This is a genomic window from Bradyrhizobium sp. BR14999, from assembly GCF_056106085.1.
The window spans coordinates 5,630,424-5,651,244 of the sequence record NZ_CM148536.1; the positions used below are offsets into that span (position 1 = coordinate 5,630,424).

The 20,821-nt window shown below is 64.6% G+C and carries 16 protein-coding genes; 7 read left to right on the forward strand and 9 right to left on the reverse strand.

Annotated features, from left to right (window positions below; genetic code table 11):
* Positions 1-2 precede the first annotated feature (2 nt).
* The 3 genes from sufC to ACR9YP_RS26360 all read right to left on the reverse strand — a co-directional run bounded on the left by sufC (position 3) and on the right by ACR9YP_RS26360 (position 3,575).
* Positions 3-755: a Fe-S cluster assembly ATPase SufC gene (sufC, locus tag ACR9YP_RS26350; protein WP_370987465.1), complete on the reverse strand. Its 753-nt coding sequence runs from the start codon at positions 753-755 to the stop codon at positions 3-5.
* A gap of 61 nt (positions 756-816) precedes the next feature.
* On the reverse strand, positions 817-2,313 hold the full coding sequence (gene sufB, locus ACR9YP_RS26355) for a Fe-S cluster assembly protein SufB (protein ID WP_474217526.1): 1,497 nt from the start codon (positions 2,311-2,313) through the stop codon (positions 817-819).
* A gap of 122 nt (positions 2,314-2,435) precedes the next feature.
* Positions 2,436-3,575, reverse strand: coding sequence for a cysteine desulfurase family protein (locus ACR9YP_RS26360; protein WP_474217527.1), 1,140 nt, complete (start codon positions 3,573-3,575; stop codon positions 2,436-2,438).
* Between the two features lie 336 nt (positions 3,576-3,911).
* On the opposite strand from ACR9YP_RS26360, the gene ACR9YP_RS26365 reads away from it, so the two are divergent.
* The gene (locus ACR9YP_RS26365) at positions 3,912-4,559 is read left to right on the forward strand and encodes an alpha/beta hydrolase (RefSeq protein WP_014495555.1); all 648 of its coding nucleotides are present in this window, start codon (positions 3,912-3,914) and stop codon (positions 4,557-4,559) included.
* 127 nt (positions 4,560-4,686) lie between these two features.
* Here ACR9YP_RS26365 and ACR9YP_RS26370 read toward each other — a convergent pair whose 3' ends face one another.
* The 3 genes from ACR9YP_RS26370 to ACR9YP_RS26380 form a co-directional block, all read right to left on the reverse strand.
* Positions 4,687-5,010: a DMT family transporter gene (locus ACR9YP_RS26370; RefSeq protein WP_474217528.1), complete on the reverse strand. Its 324-nt coding sequence runs from the start codon at positions 5,008-5,010 to the stop codon at positions 4,687-4,689.
* A 10-nt stretch (positions 5,011-5,020) separates the two neighbouring features.
* Positions 5,021-5,698, reverse strand: coding sequence for a glutathione S-transferase family protein (locus tag ACR9YP_RS26375; protein ID WP_474217529.1), 678 nt, complete (start codon positions 5,696-5,698; stop codon positions 5,021-5,023).
* A gap of 96 nt (positions 5,699-5,794) precedes the next feature.
* The gene (locus ACR9YP_RS26380) at positions 5,795-6,898 is read right to left on the reverse strand and encodes an anhydro-N-acetylmuramic acid kinase (RefSeq protein ID WP_474217530.1); all 1,104 of its coding nucleotides are present in this window, start codon (positions 6,896-6,898) and stop codon (positions 5,795-5,797) included.
* A 165-nt stretch (positions 6,899-7,063) separates the two neighbouring features.
* On the opposite strand from ACR9YP_RS26380, the gene tyrS reads away from it, so the two are divergent.
* From tyrS to ACR9YP_RS26400, 4 genes are all read left to right on the forward strand, one after another.
* Positions 7,064-8,317 (forward strand): tyrosine--tRNA ligase, encoded by a 1,254-nt coding sequence (gene tyrS, locus ACR9YP_RS26385; RefSeq protein ID WP_474217531.1) that lies wholly within the window; start codon positions 7,064-7,066, stop codon positions 8,315-8,317.
* A 57-nt stretch (positions 8,318-8,374) separates the two neighbouring features.
* Entirely contained in the window at positions 8,375-9,634 is a 1,260-nt protein-coding gene (locus ACR9YP_RS26390) for an MFS transporter (protein ID WP_474217532.1), read from the forward strand.
* A 221-nt stretch (positions 9,635-9,855) separates the two neighbouring features.
* Positions 9,856-10,293 carry a DoxX family protein gene (locus ACR9YP_RS26395; RefSeq protein ID WP_474217533.1) on the forward strand — a complete coding sequence of 146 codons (438 nt, stop codon included), beginning with the start codon at positions 9,856-9,858 and terminating at the stop codon, positions 10,291-10,293.
* 350 nt (positions 10,294-10,643) lie between these two features.
* Positions 10,644-12,338 carry a methyl-accepting chemotaxis protein gene (locus ACR9YP_RS26400; RefSeq protein ID WP_474217534.1) on the forward strand — a complete coding sequence of 565 codons (1,695 nt, stop codon included), beginning with the start codon at positions 10,644-10,646 and terminating at the stop codon, positions 12,336-12,338.
* 182 nt (positions 12,339-12,520) lie between these two features.
* Here ACR9YP_RS26400 and ACR9YP_RS26405 read toward each other — a convergent pair whose 3' ends face one another.
* Positions 12,521-16,330 carry a YhdP family protein gene (locus tag ACR9YP_RS26405; RefSeq protein WP_474217535.1) on the reverse strand — a complete coding sequence of 1,270 codons (3,810 nt, stop codon included), beginning with the start codon at positions 16,328-16,330 and terminating at the stop codon, positions 12,521-12,523.
* Positions 16,331-16,525: 195 nt separating this feature from the next.
* On the opposite strand from ACR9YP_RS26405, the gene ACR9YP_RS26410 reads away from it, so the two are divergent.
* Positions 16,526-17,206 carry a peroxiredoxin gene (locus tag ACR9YP_RS26410; protein WP_474217536.1) on the forward strand — a complete coding sequence of 227 codons (681 nt, stop codon included), beginning with the start codon at positions 16,526-16,528 and terminating at the stop codon, positions 17,204-17,206.
* 111 nt (positions 17,207-17,317) lie between these two features.
* Positions 17,318-18,685: a M23 family metallopeptidase gene (locus ACR9YP_RS26415; RefSeq protein ID WP_474217537.1), complete on the forward strand. Its 1,368-nt coding sequence runs from the start codon at positions 17,318-17,320 to the stop codon at positions 18,683-18,685.
* Between the two features lie 20 nt (positions 18,686-18,705).
* On the opposite strand, the gene ACR9YP_RS26420 is transcribed toward ACR9YP_RS26415, so the two are convergent.
* Both ACR9YP_RS26420 and ACR9YP_RS26425 read right to left on the reverse strand, forming a co-directional pair.
* Entirely contained in the window at positions 18,706-19,902 is a 1,197-nt protein-coding gene (locus ACR9YP_RS26420) for a DUF5666 domain-containing protein (RefSeq protein ID WP_474217538.1), read from the reverse strand.
* On the reverse strand, positions 19,899-20,810 hold the full coding sequence (locus ACR9YP_RS26425) for a DUF6502 family protein (RefSeq protein WP_474217539.1): 912 nt from the start codon (positions 20,808-20,810) through the stop codon (positions 19,899-19,901). The genes ACR9YP_RS26420 and ACR9YP_RS26425 overlap by 4 nt, the downstream gene beginning before the upstream one ends.
* Positions 20,811-20,821: the final 11 nt, after the last annotated feature.

A 20,821-nucleotide genomic window follows, 5' to 3' on the forward strand; every position in this document is an offset into this window, starting at 1 on the left:
CCTTACGCGGCATCCTCGAACTGGGTGTAGCCGGACGCTTCCAGCTCCAGCGCCAGTTCCTTGTCACCGCTCTTCACGACACGGCCCTTCGACATCACGTGCACGAAATCGGGCACGATGTAGTTCAGTAGCCGCTGATAATGGGTGATAACGACCATCGCGCGCCCCGGCGAACGCAGCGCGTTGACGCCGTCGGCCGCGATGCGCAGCGCATCGATGTCGAGGCCGGAATCCATCTCGTCGAGGATGCACAGGCTGGGCTCGAACAGCGCCATCTGGAGCACTTCGTTGCGCTTCTTCTCGCCGCCGGAGAAGCCGACATTGACGCCGCGCTTGAGCATGTCCTGCGGGACGTTCAGCGACTTCGAGACCTCGCGGACCTTCTTCAGAAACTCCGGCACCATCAGTTCGCTCTCCCCGCGCGCCTTGCGCTGGGCATTCAGTGCGGTACGGAGGAAATTCATGGTGGTGACACCGGGAATCTCGACCGGATACTGGAACGCCAGGAACACGCCCTTGGCCGCGCGCTCGTCGGGATCCATCTCCAGGAGGTCCTCGCCCCTAAACAGGATCTGGCCGTCGGTGACCTCGTAGCCGGGCTTGCCGGCGATGACATGAGAGAGCGTCGACTTGCCGGAGCCGTTCGGCCCCATGATCGCGTGCACCTCGCCCTCGTTCACGGTCAGCGTCAGCCCGTGGAGGATCTCACGCTCCTCGACGCGAACCTTGAGGTCTTTCACTTCAAGCAAAGCCATTTTGGTGTCCAGTCTATTCAAATGAGGCATGGAGCGCCTAAGCGCACCGCGAGGGTCGGTGTTAACCGACCGACCCTTCAAGCGAGATCGAGATCAGCTTCTGCGCTTCCACCGCGAACTCCATCGGCAGCTGCTGAAGCACATCCTTGACGAAGCCGTTGACGACGAGGCCGACGGCCTCCTCCTGGCTGAGGCCGCGCTGGATGCAGTAGAACAGCACATCCTCAGAGATCTTCGAGGTCGTCGCCTCGTGCTCGAAGGTCGCCGACGAGTTCTTCGCCTCGATGTACGGCACGGTGTGCGCGCCGCATTTGTCGCCGATCAACAAGGAATCGCAGGCGGTGAAGTTGCGCGCGCCGGTCGCTTTGCGGTGCGCCGTCACGAGCCCGCGATAGGTGTTCTGCGATTTGCCGGCGGCGATGCCCTTGGAGATGATGCGGCTCGAACTGTTCTTGCCGAGATGAATCATCTTGGTGCCCGAATCGACCTGCTGGAAGCCGTTCGAGATCGCGATCGAGTAGAACTCGCCGCGGGAATTGTCGCCGCGCAGGATGCAGCTCGGATATTTCCAGGTGATCGCCGAACCGGTTTCGACCTGGGTCCAGGAGATCTTGGAATGGTTGCCGCGGCAGTCGCCACGCTTGGTGACGAAATTGTAGATGCCGCCCTTGCCGTCCGAATTGCCGGGATACCAGTTCTGCACCGTCGAATATTTGATCTCGGCATCGTCGAGCGCCACGAGCTCGACCACGGCCGCGTGCAGCTGGTTCTCGTCGCGCTGCGGCGCGGTGCAGCCCTCGAGATAGGAGACGTAAGAGCCCTTGTCGGCGATGATCAGCGTGCGCTCGAACTGGCCGGTGTTGCGCTCGTTGATGCGGAAATAGGTCGACAGCTCCATCGGGCAGCGCACGCCCGGCGGCACATAGACGAACGAGCCGTCGGAGAACACCGCCGAGTTCAGCGTCGCGTAGAAATTGTCCGACGTCGGCACCACGGAGCCGAGATATTTCTGCACCAGTTCAGGGTGCTCGCGGATCGCCTCCGAGATCGGCATGAAGATCACGCCAGCCTTCTTCAGCTCCGCCTTGAACGTGGTCGCCACCGAGACCGAATCGAAGACCGCGTCGACCGCGATCTTGCGGCGGGCGGGGTCTTCCTCGCCCACCTTCGGCTCGACGCCTTCGAGCATGGCGACTTCCCGCAAGGGAATGCCGAGCTTTTCGTAGGTCTTCAGAATCTCCGGATCGATCTCGTCGAGCGAGGTGACCGTCTTCTTCGGCTTCGGCGCCGCGTAATAGTAGATGTCCTGGAAGTCGATCTTGGGATATTCGACGCGTGCCCAGGTCGGCTCGGTCATGGTCAGCCAGCGCCGATAGGCTTCCAGCCGCCACTGGAGCATCCAGGCGGGTTCATTCTTTTTCTGCGAGATGAACTTTACGATCTCTTCCGAAAGCCCCTTGGGGGCCTTCTCGGAGTTGATCAGGGTTTCAAACCCATAACGATACTGGTCGACGTCGATGCGCTTCACGCGCTCGACCGTCTCTTGTACGGCTGGCATTCCATCCTCCGCTCGCGGTTTCAAGGACCGCGGTGGATCAAACTCGGACGAGTATTACGTCTATTACGATGTTTTTTGGCGGAAAGCACGCACCTAGAACCATTCAAGCCGTGTTTCGTCGCCTAGCCCTTAAGTAGGTTATTACCGAGCTTTCGCCAAGCCTCTAACGCTCGATTGATCTCCTCGAGTTCCGTGGACCAGCCAAGACTGAGGCGCACCGCTCCCTGGGCCACAATGGGATCGTACCCCATGGCCGAAAGCACGTGGGACGGCTGGACCTTTCCTGATGAGCAGGCTGAACCTGACGACACGGCGACGCCCGCGAGGTCAAAGCCGATCACAGCGGTCTCGGCCTTCAGGCCTGGCGCGGTGAAAAGGACGGTATTTGGCAACCGCTCCACATCGTCCGCAAAGACGATCACCCCGGCAATTGCGCGAAGGCCATTTTCCAAATGATCCCTGAGGGTTGCCGTTCGCTTCGCATCCTCCGGCAGAGCCTGAAGCGCCGCTTTGACCGCCGCGCCAAAGCCGGCAATCCCAGCGACATTCTCGGTGCCCGCCCGGCGGCTGAGCTCCTGCCCGCCACCCCGCAGAACCGGCTCCAGACCGGCGAGCCCTTCCGCCACCACCAGCGTGCCAACGCCCTTCGGGCCGCCGATCTTGTGCGCAGAAAAGGTCGCAAGGTCTGCGCCCACAGCCTTGATATCGAACGGAATTTTGCCCAGCGCCTGGATCGCATCGACGTGCAGGAGGCCGCCGACCTCATGAACGATCCGCGCCGCCTCCGCGACCGGCTGGAGCGCGCCGGTCTCGTTATTGGCAGCCATGATGGAGACCAGCGCCGGCGGACCGCCACCGAGCTGGTCCCTCAGATCCTCGAGATCGACGACGCCGGAATGCGTCACCCGGATCTGACTGATCTTGTCCGCCGGGAACCGGCCGCCCGTCAGCACCGAAGCATGCTCGGCTGCGGAGACCAGCAGTCGCTCAACGGGTCCGCCCGACGGCCCCCGCAGGCCGGGCGACAGCGCCAGCCCGTTGGCTTCGGTTCCGGCTGAGGTGAAGATGACGTTCCGCGGCAGCGCACCTACGGCTGCGGCCAGCGTGGCACGGGCCTCCTCGACCAGGCGCCGTGCCTCCCTGCCCTCGGCATGGACCGAGGATGGATTGCCGATCAGGTCGTATGCAGCCAGCATCGCAGCCCGCGCCTCAGCACGGAGCGGCGTAGTCGCGTTCCAATCGAGATAGACCCGGGTCGGCATTGAGTAAGATATTACCTCACATTACAGGGATGGTTGCGCCGTCCCGACATGGGCCGCGGGCACGCGCTTGGCAACCATGATTCCGAATGATGCGGTCGCGGTGACGCGACCATGACACGCTAACATCTTGAACCTGTTGGGCGATGTTCAAGATGCTTGCTTTTTGACCCTGTGCCTATGTTAGAACGCGCACCGTCAAGTCACCGCGCGCCGTCAGCGCATCACCGCACGACGCGCCCTCTCACTCTTCATTGCGCTTTCGTCGGCATCTGCCGATGAAGCCACAATCGGTTGATTGCCGAGGTCGCCTCCAGGAAATCAATCAAGAGATCATCGATGCCCGAAGTCATTTTTACCGGCCCTGCCGGCCGTCTCGAAGGCCGCTACCATCCGGCCAAGCAGAAGAACGCGCCGATCGCGATGATCCTGCATCCGCATCCGCAGTTCCACGGCACGATGAACCATCAGATCGTGTACCAGTGCTACTACGCCTTTGCGCATCGCGGCTTCTCCGTGCTGCGCTTCAACTTCCGCGGCGTCGGCCGCAGCCAGGGCTCGTTCGACCATGGCACCGGCGAATTGTCGGATGCGGCGGCTGCGCTCGATTGGGCGCAGACCATCAATCCCGAAGCGCGCGCCTGCTGGGTCGCCGGCTTCTCCTTCGGCGCCTGGATCGGCATGCAGCTCCTGATGCGCCGGCCCGAGGTTGAAGGCTTCATCTCGATCGCGCCGCCCGCCAATCTCTACGACTTCTCGTTCCTCGCGCCCTGCCCGTCCTCGGGCCTGATCGTGCATGGCGAGAAGGATGCGGTGGTGCCGCCCAAGGACGTCAACACGCTGGTCGAGAAGCTGAAGACGCAGAAGGGCATCGTGATCGACCAGCAGGTCATTCCCGGCGCCAATCACTTCTTCGACGCCAAGCTCGAGCCGCTGATGGAAACCATCACGGCCTATCTCGACATGCGCCTCGCCAACGTGCGCTGAGGCCCTATAGCGCTAAGGTCCTGTAGCCCGGATGGAGCGCAAGCGAAATCCGGGAAACTCCATCCGCAGACACAGGGCCCCGGATTGCGCTTCCGCTCCATCCGGGCTACGGGACTGAGTTCGCCGCTCAAGCCAGCTTGAGTGCGACGATCCCCGTCAGCACAAGCGCGATGCCCGCAAGCTTCAGCGCGCTCAAGGTTTCGCCGAACAGAACGACACCCATCAGGAATGTGCCGGCCGCGCCAATGCCGGTCCACACCGAATAGGCAACGCTGACCTCGAGCACCTTCAAGGCACGCCCGAGCAGGAAGACGAAGGCGGCGAGCAGCACCAGCGAGGCGAGGCTCCAGCCCGCGCGCGTATAGCCTTCCGCATATTTCATCGAGATCGCCCAGCCGACATCGAGCGCGCCGGCGATCACCAGCATGAGCCAGGCCATGGACTGCGACATTGGCGTCGCCTCAGGCCGCGAGCTTCAAGAGATGCGCGTCGTGCCGCACCAGGAAGGCCCGCAGCAATTGCGGATAGTCCGCCCCGACTGCGGTGCGCACGCTGGGTCGCTTCGCGAGCTCGGCCCGCCACCCGCGGACCCTGGCCAAATCGCTGAAGATGCCAAGCTCGGTCAATTCATCGAACACATCGAAATAGCGAAAAATCGGCGCGAACACTGCGTCGACGAGGCTGAACGCATCGCCCGCGAAATACGGCCCTGCGCCAAGCGCGGCTTCCACGCGCGCGAATTTGGCCGCAAGCGCCTGGCGCTTGCTCTCGAATGTCGCCGGATCGGTCGTCGTCTCCAGCCCCCAGAGGTCGCCAAGGATCGCCGAGCCGAACTCCATCCAGGCGCGGTGCTCGGCACGCTTCAGCGCATCCGCCGGATGCAGCTTCGCGCCGCCCTGCGTCTCTTCGATGTACTCGCAGATCACGTTGCTCTCGAACAACGCAACCTCGCCCTTGTCGGTCGCAACCACCAGCACCGGCACCTTACCGAGCGGCGATAGCTTCAGGAACCATTCGGGCTTGTTGGCGAGATCGATATCGATCCGCTCGAACGGCACGCCCTTCTCCTTGAGCGCGATGACGGCACGCTGCACGTAGGGACAAAGCTTGTGGCTGATCAGTTTGAGCGAAGCGGTCATGGTGGCGATCTCGGCGGTTAAATGCAACTGCATCTATATAGATGCAGCTGCATTAACTCGTCAAGGTCGATGCATCTGCATCAACTGCATGTGACTTCAGGGCCGTGCGATCACCCCGCCCGTCATCGGCATCGGCACGCCCGTGGTCGCCGGATAGGACAGCGGCAGGCCCTTCAGTCCCCGGACAGCAAGGAAGCCGAAGGCCTGCGCCTCGATGGCGTCGGAGGCCCAGCCGAGCGTTTCGGCAGCCTCGACGGTGGCCGAGCCCACCCGCTCGCGCAGCATCCGCAGCATGGTGAGGTTGCGGGCCCCGCCGCCGCAGACGATCCAGCTACGCGGCCGCCGCGGCAGCAGCGGCATGATGCGGGCGATCGCGGCGGCGGTGAAAGCGGTCAGCGTCGCGGCGCCGTCGGCCGGCGGCATGTCGCCGAGCTTCAGCGCGGCAAAATCATTGCGGTCGAGCGACTTGGGCGGCGGAGCTGCAAAGAACGGCCGCTCCAGTGCGCGCGCGATCCAGGCTTCATCAGCCTTGCCGAGCGCGGCGAATTTTCCTTCGGCATCGAACGCTTGGTTCATGGTGCGGTACATGAAGTCGTCGAGCAGCGCATTGCCGGGCCCGGTGTCGCAGGCGATCAGCGTGTCGTTGCCGTCGATATAGGTGATGTTGGAGACGCCGCCGATATTGACCACGACAATCGGCCCCTCGCGCTCGAGCGAATTGGCCAACGCCCGGTGGTAAACCGGCACGAACGGCGCGCCCTGCCCGCCGGCCTCGACGTCGGCGGCGCGGAAATCATGCACCACCGGGATATGGATCGCCTTGGCCAGCGCCGGCCCATCGCCGATCTGCACGGTCAGCCGCTTTTCGGGCCGGTGCAGCACGGTCTGGCCGTGGAAGCCGACGATGTCGATGTCCTCCGGCCTCATCCGGTTCTGCGCGACGAAAGTGGCGACCGCCTCGGCATGGGCCCGCGTCACCACGCGCTCGGCCTCAGCCAGGATCCCCGGCCGGGCATCGCGTTGGGACAGGTGCACGGCCTCGCTCAGCGCCTGGCGCAGCAGATTGCGCTCAGCGGCGCTATAGGGCCGGTAGCCGGTCGGCCCGAACGCCTTCACCTGCTTACCGTCGGTTTCGATCAACGCGACATCCACACCGTCCAGCGAGGTGCCGCTCATCAAACCGAGTGCCGTCAACATCATGGATCAGCGTCCTCAAAAGACCTGCCCTGGCATGCCGATCTTGTGCCAGAGGGACACATCTTATAATGCCACAGCGCCAAGTGGCGGGCAGCAATCGAGTTCCCATGCAAGACTCTTAAATTGCCCCCAAAACAGTAAACCAAGAATTGTCAGGCACGCCGACAGATGACTGCATTTAAATCGGATTTCCTCAATACCCTGCAGGAACGTGGATTCATCCACCAGTGCTCCGATTTCGAGGGGCTGGACGCGCTCGCCGCCAAGGGCGAGGCGACCACCTATGTCGGTTACGATTGCACCGCACCTTCGCTGCATATCGGCAACTATCTGACCATGATGATGCTGCACTGGCTCCAACAGTCGGGCAACAAGCCGATCACGCTGATGGGCGGCGGTACCACGATGGTGGGCGATCCCTCCGGCAAGGATGAGACGCGCGCAATGCGCACCGTTGCCGAGATCGAGGCCAACAAGGCCTCGATCCGCGGCGTGTTCGCAAAGGTGCTGCACTATGGCGAGGGCAAGAGCGACGCCATCATGCTCGACAATGCGGAGTGGCTGACCAGGCTGAACTGGATCGAGATGCTGCGCGACGTCGGCCGGCACTTCTCGGTCAATCGCATGCTCACCATGGACTCCGTGCGGCTGCGCCTCGAGCGCGAGCAGGAGATGAGCTTCATAGAGTTCAACTACATGGTCTGCCAGGCCTACGACTTCGTCGAGCTCGCCAAGCGCACCGGCTGCCGTCTCCAGATGGGCGGCTCCGACCAGTGGGGCAACATCATCATGGGCGTCGATCTCGGCCGCCGCATGGGCACGCACCAACTGTTCGCGCTGACGACGCCGCTGCTGACGACCGCGTCAGGCGCCAAGATGGGGAAGACGGCGCAAGGCGCGGTCTGGCTCAACGCCGACCAGTTCTCGCCGTATGATTTCTGGCAGTACTGGCGCAACACCGAGGATGCCGACGTCGGCAAATTCATGAAACTGTTCACGACGCTGCCGATAGCTGAGATCAAGAAGCTCGAGGCGCTCGGCGGCTCCGAGATCAACGAGGCCAAGAAGGTGCTCGCGACCGAAGCGACCGCGCTCTTGCACGGCCGCGACGCTGCTAACGAGGCAGCCGAAACCGCGCGCCGCACCTTCGAGGAAGGTACGCTCGCCGAAAGCCTGCCGACGGTGGAAATTCCGCGTGGCGAGCTCGATGCAGGTTTTGGCGTGCTCAACGCTTTCGTTAAGGCGGGCTTGGTTGCCTCCAACGGCGAAGCTCGACGCCAGATCAAGGGCGGCGGCCTGCGCATCAACGACGCGCCGGTCACCGACGAGAAGATGGCGCTGTCAGGAGCCAATCTGACGCCTGAGGGCGTGATCAAGCTGTCGTTCGGCAAGAAGAAGCACGTCCTCATCAAGCCTGCATAGCCGTATGAGCTTTTCGCTGCTTGTCAGGGCGCGCTGAAGCGCGCTCCCTGACCGGCAATGGACCAGAACACGCCCAGGGAAACCAACAAGGATGGCGTCGCGGCAACGCCGCAAGGCGCCGCGCGCATCGCGCTCACCGTGCTCGCGCTCTGCTTCACATTGGCTGTGCTGGGCCGCGGGCTCGGCGACAGCTTTACGGTGTTCCTGAAGCCGATCTCGGAGAGCTTCGGCTGGGACCGAGCGCAGATCGTCTCGGTCTATTCGCTGACCTGGCTCGCCAGCGGCCTCACCGCGCCCTTCGTCGGACGCCTGTTCGATCATTCCGGACCGCGCATCGTCTACGCGCTCGGGCTGCTTTTGCTCGGCGCTGCGTTCCTGATCGCAGCGCACGCACAGCACCTGTGGCAATTCCAGCTCTCGATCGGCCTCTGCGTCGGCATCGGCATTGCCTTCATCGGCATCGTACCGAACTCGATCCTGCTTGGCCGCTGGTTCGGACCCCGCCTGCCGACTGCGATGTCGGTGGTCTATTCGGCGATGGGCGGCGGCGTGCTGGCACTGCTGCCGGCCTCGCAGCTCCTGATCGATCACATCGGCTGGCGCGGCACCTACCAGCTGTTCGGCTTCGCGGCTCTGGGCCTGCTGGTGCCGCTCATGCTGCTGCCATGGCGGCTGCTCGCTGCCGGCTCGCCGCATGTCGTGAAGAAGACCGATCCGGATTTCGTCGACAACGGCTGGACGCTCCTCCGCGCCATGCGGCACCACGCATTCTGGGCGCTGTTCTCGACCTTCTTCTTCACCGCCGTCGGCATGTATGCGATCGCCGCGCAGATCGTGGCCTATCTAATCGACGCCGGCTTTCCGCCGCTCCAGGCCGCAACCGCCTGGGGCTTCTCCGGCGTCGTGCTGGTGTTCGGCATGTTGGGAGTCTCCGCCCTCGACGGGCTGATCGGGCGCCGGCCGTCGGTGCTGCTGAGCTACGCGATCTCGATCCTCGGCATCTTCCTGCTCTGGCTCTTGCAGTATGATCCGAACATCATCCTGCTCACCGGTTTCGTCGTCTGCTTCGGCAGCATGATGGGCTCGCGTGGCCCGCTGATCAGTGCCACCGCGATGCGAATCTTCCAGGGCAAACGCGTCGGTACCATCTACGGCACCATCTCGATCGGCAGCGGCCTCGGCTCGGCATTCGGCTCCTGGAGCGGCGGCCTGATTCATGATGCAACCCACGGCTACAATGCAGTGCTCGCCTTCGCACTTGCGAGCGTGGTGCTCGGGATGATTCCGTTCCTGGTCGTGCCCGCCTTGCGGCGGTAGGTTTCTCAGGGGTAACTTGAGTTCATTGGCGTCACCGGACAATTACGGGTGGGCATGACGCAAACACGAGCAAAAAATTCGGATCGAACGCGAACCTGCGGTGTTTTGTCTGACATGACGAAAATGTCAGCTCGGAATTCATCCTGGGTGGCTTGCGAGGCCGAACCGAATGCGGTCCAAGTCGCAGCGTTGGGTCACAGCATTGGATGGAGGGCAAACCAATGAACTTTCTTTATCTCACCCGCTTTCAACCGGTTCTCCTGAGCCTGTTCCGCTTCATCACCGGCCTGTTGCTGTTCCAGTACGGTATTGCCAAGCTGTTCAAGTTTCCGGTGCTCCCGTACTTCGCGAACATCCCGCCGATCATTTACGCGGCCGGTACGCTCGAGCTTGTGCTCGGAGCGCTCCTGATGCTCGGGCTGTTCACCCGCCTCTCGGCTTTCATTCTCTCGGGTGAAATGGCCTTCGCCTACTTCATGGGCCACATGTTCAAGGGCGAAGCGCCGGTGTTCCTGCCGCTGCTCAACGGCGGCACCGCCGCGATCCTGTTCTGCTTCGCCTGTCTCTACCTCTCGGCAGCCGGCGGCGGCTCGGTCAGCGTCGATGCGGCGATGGGCAAGGAAAGCGAATCGACCGGCGGCGCCTACGCGCGGCGCTGACGCGCTCGCGGATTTCCGACGGAAAGACCGGCGCCGGCCGATTTTGCCGGCGCCGGCTCAGCGCGCCCCCAGCACGTTCCAGATGAGAACGAGAGCCGCGACGAGCAGCGCGGACATGATGATGCGGTGAACGAATCGATTCATCGCCGTCCCGGCCAGGCTCGGTCACAGCCAAAATCCAGCATCAATTCTCTCCGCCATGCGCAGGCGAAGCACGTTGCGCCTGCACATTTGCGCATGCGTCTGCGAACGCTGCGTGCGCGGCAGCGCGTCGCACGCGTCCGTTCATGATTGGTAAGAACTTCATGCTACCGACGCGTGCAAATAACAACCATTCCGTAGAGGCCGCGATGCAGCTGCTGAGTCATCTCAAGATCCGCACCAAGCTCGCCAGCATGGTCTGCCTCGCGGCGCTCACGGTCACGGCCATCATCGGGGTATCGGCCGTGCTCAGCAAGAGCCGCATGATGGAGGACCGCGTCCAGCAGATGCGGACTGCGGTGGAGCTCCTCTATAACTACGCGCAATCGCTCCAGGACGAGGTGACGGCCGGCAAGCTCACGCAAGCCGAGGCCAAGAGCTTGTTCCACCAGCGCGGCGGACGCATGAGCTTCAATGGCGGCCAGGGCTACCCGGTGGTCTATAATCAGGACACCTCCCTCGTCGTAAACGGCGCCAATCAGCAGCTCGAAGGCAAGATCACCGGCGCCAAGGATTCCAATGGCGTGCTGATCGCCGACGCCATCATCAAGGCCGGCAGCGAGACCGCGCAGGGCGGCGTGACCTCCTATCTCTATCCCCGCCCCGGCCAGACCGAGCCGGTCCGCAAGACCGTGTTCGCGCGCAAATTCGCGCCCTGGAACGTGACCATCAGCTACGGACTCTATGTCGACGACATCGACGCCGACGTGCGCGCACTGACGCTGGAACTGACCGCCGTCGGCATCGGCCTGATGCTGCTGATGGCGACGCTGTCCTGGCTGATCGCCCGCGACGTGCTCGGCGCACTCGACCGCCAGAAGAACCGCATGCAGGAGATTTCCGAAGGCGCCATCTACAAGGTGGTCGAGGAAACCGGCCGCGGCGACGAGATCGGCCGCATGGCCGAGACGCTCGAAGTGCTGCGGCAAACTGCGCTGACGGCGCGCACCCTGGAGGCCGAGCAGGTCGCCACCAAAGCCCGCAGCGAGCAGGAGAAGCGCGATGCCTTGATCGCGCTTGCCGACCGCTTCGATGCCTCCGTCGGCCAGCTCGTCGGCCTGATGGCTTCGGGCTCCGGCGAGCTCGAGGCCACCGCCAAGTCGATGTCGTCCACCGCCGAGGGCACCAACCGCCGCGCTGCCGTGGTCGGCTCGGCCGCCACCGAGGCCAGCCAGCGCGTCCAGACGGTCGCGGCCGCCGCCGAAGAGCTCTCCTCCTCCATCACCGAGATCAGCCGTCAGGTCGCGCAGTCCGCCGAAGTCACCGGACGCGCGGTGGACAGTGCCCGCCGCACCGACACCATCGTGCGCGCGCTGTCCGATGGTGCCCAGCAAATCGAGCATGTCGCCGAGCTGATCTCCAGCATCGCGGCACAGACCAATCTGCTCGCACTCAACGCCACCATCGAGGCTGCGCGCGCGGGCGATGCCGGTCGCGGCTTTGCCGTCGTCGCATCCGAGGTGAAGTCACTTGCGAGCCAGACCGCGGAGGCCACCCGCGAGATCGGCGACAAGATCGCCCAGATCCAGGGCGCGACCAAGGAAGCGGTGGACGCGATCGGCGGCATCACCGCCACCATCGAGGAGGTCAGCCGCATCGCCACCTCGATAGGCGCTGCCATCGAGGAACAAGGCGCCGCCACCGCCGAGATCGCCCGCAGCGTCTCGCAGACGGCGGAGGCGACCAAGGAGGTCACCACCAATATCGGTGGCGTCAGCACCGCTGCGAACGAGACCGGCAATGCCGCCGGCATGGTGCTAGCGGCTGCCTCGAGCCTCTCCAAGCAGGCCGAACAGCTCTCCGGCGAAGTCGGCACGTTCCTGGCCGGCGTGCGTGCGGCGTAAACGCTCTTCACCTCTCCCGCTTGCGGGAGAGGTCGGCGCGAAGCGCCGGGTGAGGGCTTTCTCCTCATTGGGAATCTCGCTGCGGAGGCACCCTCTCCCCAGCCCTCTCCCGCAAGCGGGAGAGGGAGCGCACGTGGCTACAATCGAATCTGATCAGCTGCGAACTACAATGAGCCCCGCTTCTATCGCCGCGCGAGGCTGCAGCCGCTCGACAGCTGGCGCGTCGATCCGGTCGAACCGTCATTCGACTGCGACGGGAATTCTTCGAATGGCGAGTTCTGCTTGCCAGTGTTGAATTCGAAGATCTTGCGGAACAGGCCCGGCGCCATCGCCGAGATCGGATTGACGCGCATCACGGGCGCGGCCGGCGTGCCAACGACCTCGTAGGTCACGCCGATCAGACCTTCGTTGTTGCCGCCGCCGAGGAAGATGCCGAACAACGGGATCTGGCCGAAGATGTTGTTGACGCCATACATCGGCACGAAGGTGCCGCTCATGCAGACCTGATTGCCGGGATAGTCGATCGAGCCTTCGATGGTGGCACCGATCATCGGCCCCTTGACCACGCCGTCGCGGATCGTGAGTGCGCCATTCTGGCGGGTGAACTCGGCGCGGAGCGCGCTGAAGGAGACGCCGTTGCCGGTGCCGTTCGGCGCGCCGGCAGCAACGCGCTCGAGCTGCGCCTCGCCCTTCACGGTGAAATCACGCACGTTGATGAGGCCCTCGCGCGACGTGTTCGGCTCGGATGTCGGCGGCTCCATCGCCACCACCATCTGGCCGCCGACCGCCTTGGTGTAGGTGTCGGTGAAGCGCAGCAGCGCGCCGGCATCGTTGGTCTGGAGGTAGATCACCTCGCGATTGCCTTGCGCGCGGCCGCCGCGCAGGTCGGCCGCAACAGGCGTATCGCGGCCGATCTTGCCGCTCAACGAAAATGCTTTGATGGCGCCATTGCGTTTCGACATCTTCGCGTCGACGCTGCGCATCGCCTCGCCGTTGAAACCCGCGACGGCACCGAGCTTCACGTCGATATCGAAATCGACGTTCTTCATCTTGTTCTTGCCGTCGTCCTTGGAATTGCCTGAGATCGCCGACTTCAGGAAGCCGCGGCCGTCGAACACGTCGCCGCGCATCGTGCCGCGCAGCACGCCGTCCTGACCGCGCTCGGCCTTCAATGAGGTCTTGTCGCCGTCAGACGGCGAATAGGTTGGGAAATTCACGTTCATGAGGTCGCCGTTCGCGTCGACCTCGAGCGAGCCCTTGATCGAGGCGCCGCCGCCTTCGATGACGATATCTTCCAGGCGCGTCGATTGCGCCGTCGGCACCACCTTGAAGCTGGCTTTCCCCGACTTGCCTGGCAGCTTGACCCAGCCGGGCAGGATGTTGTCGAGCTTGACCGAGGTCAGATCGGCCTCGACGCCGAGCTTCGTGGTCTGCTCCGCGCCGCTCGCGATCTTGCCCGACAGCTTGATCGGCAACGATCCGCTGACGGCGGGGCTCAGATCAAATCCCAGGCGCGCGCGGCTGGCATCGTCCAGCGTTGCCTGCAATCTGACGTCCGCATCGCCTTCAGTCGGCTTGCGATAATCGAGCGAGGCGGCCTGTCCGTTGATCTTGACGTCGCCCTTGACCTGATAGCCTTGATTGCTCGCGACGATCTTGAGGTTGTTGGCCTCCAGCTTCTGGTTCATCACCAGCTTGTCGGCGGCAAAGCCGTTGAGGTCGGCGGTCACGGCATAGGTGGTGTCGGCCTTGGTCAGCTCGCCCTTGACCGGCATGCCGAGCTGGATATTCGCCGAGAACGTTCCCTTGCTGGTGTTGGGATCGACGACGGTCGACGACAGATCGCTCAGGCGATCATTGGCGAGCATTTCGGCCGCGGCGGGCACGGGTCCTTCGACGCGGAACTTCGTGCGCGACGGCGACGGCTTGGGCGCCATGTCCGGCACTTCGAAGGTGAAGTCGGAGATCGTGATCTTGCGGCCGGCGGGCGTATCGGCAATGCCCTGCCCGATGTTCACGGTCGCGGTGCGGCCGGTCACGCGCGCCTTCAGATCGGCATCGTGCACCACCGGCATGCCGTCCACGGGACGCACGGCGACACCGTTTGCGACGATGTTGACCGACAGGCCGTCGTCGGGGATCGGAGGCCCCTTGCGCGGAAGGTTCTTCACCGGCGAGTTGATGCCGATCTCGATGCGCTGGAGCGTGCCACGCTCGATCCGCTCGATCACCCATTCACGCAGCTCGGGAACGATCAATGTGGGCCACATCCGCTTCAGCGCCGAGGCCGACATCGGCGTTCCCGCAAAGCCCAGCGTCAGCCGCGGCTCACCCGAATAGTCGATGGCGCCGGTGCCGGCGACGCCGATCTCGCCGTTGCTGATATCGGCCTGCGTCAGCAAGAGGCGCTTGTGGTCGGTGTCGAAACGGAAGCCGATCGCAATACGGTTGAAGACGAGCGGCGGCTCGTTGTCGATGCCACCGAGCAGGATCGAACCGCCACTGAAGCCGAGCTGCCAATCATTGGTAGCGCCGTTCGGTGGCTCGAGATGCCCCAGCAGCGTCAGGCGGTTGGCACCAGAGAGAACCTTGAACGGTGCGACCAACACCCGCCGGTTGGCGTCCCACTCGACGTTGATCTCGGCCTGATCGATCGCCATCGGATAATCGGGCGTGTCGGTGTCGATGATGTTGCCCGCGCCGACCGCGATCTTGCCGCGGAAGAAGGTCGGCACGCCGTCGCGGCCGAGCTCGCCCTTCAGCTCGCCTGTCAGCGGCAGGTCGGCGGTATAGGTGAGATCCTTGACCCGCAGCGCCAACAGGATGTTGGAGGTCGAGACCTTGTCGGCGCGGATGTCGACCGAGCGCACGCCGTTCTCGACCGGCCCGATCGTGGCGCGCAGCATCCACGGACGCGCGCCCTCCTCGCCGAGGCTGAGTGTGACGCCGCCACGGCTCGGCCGGCGCAGGCTCAGCGTGATGTTCTCGAACGACCATTTGCTACCACGCTGCTGGTCGTCGACGATCAGATTGCCGTTCTTCAGACCGATCTCGTTGAGGTTCTGGCCGTCGAGGCCGGTCATGCTCAGACTGTCGAGCCAGTCGAGGCCCTGCAGGATTCCGCTCTGTGCGGTCGCCTGAGGCGCGGCCTGGGACGCGTCCGGGCTCGCAGGCGCTGTGGCGAATGGCGGCGGCGGGACGCCATTGCGCGGGAATGTCGGCGGCAGGCCTGCCTCTTTCTTGGAGGCCACGCCGGTTGCCAGCGGCTTTGCGGTGTCACCGGCCGAGACCGTGACGGTACCGTCAGGCGCAATGCGGATCGCGAGCTCGGCATCGACGAGATTGAGGCTTTCGGCGCGCAGATGCCCCATGAGGAGACCCGCACCCGATAGCTTTACCTCGGCCTTCGGCGCACTGGCGACAATGGCGTGATCGCGGTCGCGGACGATGATGTCACGGATGCGGACGGCGATCCGGACCCGCCCGGCCCGCTCGATCTGGGTGCCGCCAACCTCCACGGTGTTGCCGTGGCCGATATTGTCCTCGATGGCGGCTGCCAGCCATGGCGTTGCAATGTCGAGATTGATGGGACCCGCGCCGAGCCGCCACCACAGCGCGCCGAAACAGCCGACGAAAATGACGATGAGGGCACTGACGACGATGGCAAAGCGCATCAGCCATCGACCGCCGCCCAGCCAGCGCTGCAACGAGCTGAACCCGTCACCGAAGCGATGGAAGCCCGAATTGGAACGCGACAACAGCCGGCGCGCGCGATGGCCCGCGGCCGCCTCCTGATCCGGATCCCAGTCGGCGTCGTCCCATTCCCGCGGCTCATATTGGCCGCCGTGCCGATCGAAGTCCCGGTTGTAGTCCTGGGGCGACTTATTCCTTGCCATTGCCTCTCGATACAGGCGCCCATCGTAGGATTGAGCGCCGCCGGGACCGCAGCCGTCGAGGGGGAGCGAAGACCCCCGCGCCGGCACTGCCGCCATACCTCGAATATTCCTGCTGTTCGTCATTTCGCCCCGGGAGCGCGTTCAACGAGCAGTGGGGTGGTGCGTGGAATTCCTTGTAACCATACTCCGGCGTCGTCAGACTTGCCCAGCCGAGGGCGCGATTCCGGCACACCGGACGAGAGCTGCAATACCGCTTTGGTTGACCTGCCGAAAGCGACGAAAGGAAGGCGTATGTCCAAGAAATCCCAAAAGAAATCGTCCAAAACGCCCTCCGGCAGTCCGACGGCCAAAAAGAAGACCCTGAAAACGCGGGCAACGACTCAAACAAGATCCGCGAAAACACAGCGGACGCCGGCGAGCAAATCAACCAAGACAGCAGCAAAAGCAGGATCACATAAGGCCGCATCGAAACAGTTAAATTCCTCCAAATCGCCCGGGGCGGCGAAGGCCGCCTTGACCGAGGGTCAGAAGGCTCCCGCCTTCCGCCTGCCGCGCGACGGCGGCGACGTGGTCACGCTTACGGACTACGCTGGCCAAAAGCTCGTGCTGTTCTTCTATCCCCGCGCCGACACGCCCGGCTGTACCAGGGAGGCCATCGATTTCACCCGGCTGGCGGACGCCTTTACGGCTGCCGGCACCGCCGTGCTCGGTATCTCCGCCGACCCGTTAAAGGCCCAGGAGAAGTTCCGCGACAAGCACAAGCTCGCAATGCCCCTCATCTCGGATGAGACGCATGAGATGCTGGAGGCGTATGGCGCCTGGGGCGAAAAGTCCATGTATGGCAAAAGCTTCCTTGGAATTCTTCGCACCACGGTACTGGTCGGGGGCGATGGTAGAGTGGCCAGGGTCTGGCGCAATGTCCGGGTCGACGGCCATGCCGATGAGGTGCTGGCAGCGGCAAGAAGTCTTTAACCAGTCCTTTAAATTCGAATGTTCCCGTTTCCGGAAAATTAACCATGACCGGCCCAGATTGCTGCGGCAATTAGGCCGTTACGGACTCATCCGACCGGCGCGGGAGTGCCGATGTCGAAAAGTCCTGCCCAATACTCGCAGCTCCCCCAACATCATCCTCACGACCACGGAAGGGCCTTCCATCGCCGTCCTACCGCCGCCGCGACAGCGGTTGCGATTCCCCTTCCCGCCACCGACGACGCCTACACCATCGTCCATGCCGGCAAGCAGGTCCGCTTCGGACCCGTGGTGTTCTGGATCGTGGTCGGCACGGTGGTGCTGCTCGGGCTGTGGTCGGCCGCGACCGCCACCTATTTCGCCTTCCGCGACGACGTTCTGACCCGGCTGATCGCCCGCCAGGCCGAGATGCAGTACGCCTATGAGGACCGTATCGCCGAACTGCGGGCCAAGGTCGACCGCACCACCAGCCGGCAGCTGCTCGATCAGGAGCAGTTCGACCAGAAGCTCGACCAGATCATGAAGCGCCAGACGGCGCTGGAGTCCCGGGCCACGGCGCTCGGCGCCATGCCGGACGTGACCGGATCGATCCCGCGCTCGACACCGCAGCGTGGTGACGCCGGCCAGAACGCAACGCAGGGCACGCCGAAGCCGTCGCCGATCAGCGACACCGTGATCTTCGTGGCCCCGCCGGATCGCGAAGCGCGGCTCGAATCGCGCGCGCCGACGGTCGCGGCGCCGCCGACCAGCCAATTCGCCAAGAACCAGGGCTTCGACAACGTCCTGGTCCGGCTCACGACCTCGCTTGATCAGGTCGAGCGGCGCCAGATGGCGGCGCTCAACGCCGTCGAGGAAGGCATGGATTCACGCATGCGCCGGATGCGCGGCGTCGTCAGCGATCTCGGCCTCAACCTCGCCAGTCTCGAAGCCGCCGTACCGCGCACCGCGATGGGCGGGCCTTTCGTACCCGTCAAACTGACGTCCAACGCCGGGCCGTTCGAGAAGCAGCTCTACCGCCTCAACACCACGCGCACCGAGTTGGACCGCCTCAATCGCACGCTGGCGTTGGTGCCCTATCGCAAGCCCGTCATCGGCGAGGTCGAATTCACCTCCGGCTTTGGCGTGCGCAGCGATCCGTTCCTCAGCCGGCCCGCGATGCATACCGGGCTCGACTTCCGCGCCGCCACTGGCGATCCCGTTCGCGTCACCGCCAACGGCAAGGTGGTCTCCGCCGGCTGGTCCGGCGGCTACGGCCGCATGGTCGAGGTCGACCACGGCAACGGGCTTTCGACCCGCTATGGCCATCTCTCCGAGATCAACGTCAGGGTCGGCGAGGTCGTGAAGATTGGCCAAGTGGTCGGTCTCGTCGGTTCGACCGGCCGTTCCACTGGTCCGCATTTGCATTATGAGACCCGCATCGAGGGCGAAGCGGTCGATCCGCAGAAATTTTTGCGCGCTGGCGTGCGGCTCAGCGCGGGCTAAACCCGCGCTTCTCTCTTGCCTTAGCGCCGGCCACCGCCCATCCCGCCTCCGGGACCGCCGAAACCACCTCCCATTCCTCCCCCTGGCCCCATGGACCCGCCGGGTGCACCCAGACCGCCGGGACTTGACGGGCCACCCGGTCCTGTCGGCGCCGGGCCGGACGGCGCGCCAGGGCTCGCCCCCGGCGCAGGCGCGCCCGGTGCACCGGGCTGGCCGCCACCGGGCGTTGCGGTGCCGCGATTTGGATGCAGGATCGAGCCGCCCGGCGAGCGCCCGGGCTGGCCTGCTCCGCCGGGCACCTGCCCCGGCGATCCCGGAAATTGGCCGACCGCGCGCGCCGAATCGAGCTGAAGGCCGCGCGAGCGATCGAACACGCCGTTGACCACCATGCGCGCTTCGCCGGCGGCTGGCCCGAAGCGCGAGCTATCATGGGCGATGAGCCCGGAGCCGAGCTGGAGGTTCGATCCCATCCGCTGCACATAGGCCTCGACCGACAGGCGGCTCGCGCCGACGAGATCCGAGAAATCGTCGATCCGCGTGCGCGCTGCCTGCATCGCGCCCTGGCTCGCGCTGCCCTCGATCTGGACGCGCTGGCCGACGAGCAAGGGATCGACGCCGTTCAGCTTCAACCCGCCGATTCGCAAGCCGTCCGGCCCGCGCTCGACCAGACCCGTCACGCGCGCGGCCGCATCGCGCCGCGGCTCGACCAGGCTTGCGACGATGACCCCGTCGGTACGGCGCAAGCCGTAGACGGCGACCTGCGTGCCCGTACGGAGCTTGCTCTCCTTGTCGCCGGCAACGATCTTCTGACCGAGCACTGTCAGCTCGTTGCCCTTCACCTGCTCGATCGGACCGGAGACCTCGCTCGCGATCGTGATGTTGCGCGTGACGAGCGTGCCGTCGGCCTGACGGGTCGCAACCACGCGCGCGAGCTGGCCGATGCGCAGCGCCTTGGCGCTAGCCGCTTCACCGTCGATCCGGACCGGAACGTCGCTCGCATAGGTGACGCGCTGGCCGTTGACGTAGATGCTGCCGAAACGCTGGATCACGCCGACGATGCCGGTGCCGCCGATGCCGTGATCATCGCCGCGCGTGATCCCGGTGCCGCCGATGCCCTGATCGGTGCCGCGCTTGACCTGCGCACGGGCGAGGCCCGTGCCGGCGAGCCAAAATCCCATCAGCAGCAGGCGGCGGGAGATGAGTGGCGGCCGGCTCATGTCGAAGCGCCCTCTTTGCCACCGTCTTTGCCGCCCTCCTTCGTCCCGCCCTCCTCATCGGCATCTTCGCTGTAGATGTAGAGGCCGAAATTCCAGCGCGCGTTGCCGCCCTTGTCCTTGGCGAGAGCCCGGTTGGCCTCGCGGTTGGCCGTTTTCAGCGCGTCCATGGCAAGCTCGCGCGAGCGCGCCTCGAGCTTCCGTGCCAGCTTCGGCGAGATGTTGTTGTAGTGCACCGCGCGTTCGAGGAAGCGTGGCGCCCCAGAGACGTTTTCCGCGGCGGCCGCGATATGGTCGTGCAGATTGCGGCCGAGATAGTGCCATTTGCCGTCGTCCTCGCCGCTCGGAACGAAGGCGGCCTCGACCAGCTCGATTTCGTCGGCGTCGTTGATGGTGACGAGCTTGCGGTCGATCCATTCGTCGAGCACCGCGCGCGGGCGCACGTCCTTGGTGACGGAGGCGACGAGTTGCTCGAACGAGGGCGCATCGCCCTCGGCTGTGCGCGGCAAAGCCAGCGGCTCGCCCTTGGCATCGGTGAATTCCGGCGCGGCAAGCCAGCGCGCGATCACCGCACTGGTCAGCGATACCGCCGCCGGCGCCTCGTGCACGGGTGCGCCGGCGCCGCGCAGCCGCGCCACCTCCTTGCGATGGATGCCGGTGAGCAGGCTGACCCGGCTATCGGTCTGCTCTTTTCCTTCCAGCGCGAAATCGTGCTCGGCGACGTTGACGAAAAGCTCGCGAAGCAGCTGCGCCAGCGCCGGGAAGGTCATGCCACTGCGGATGCACAGCCGCACGAGCGGGCGCAGCAGCCGCGCCAGAGGCGCGTGCAGCTTCCCGGCGGCATTCGGCTGCGGCGCCATCGGCTTGTCGGCCGACTTGTCAGCCTCCTTGGACCCGGACTTGGCATTCATGTCTGAATTGT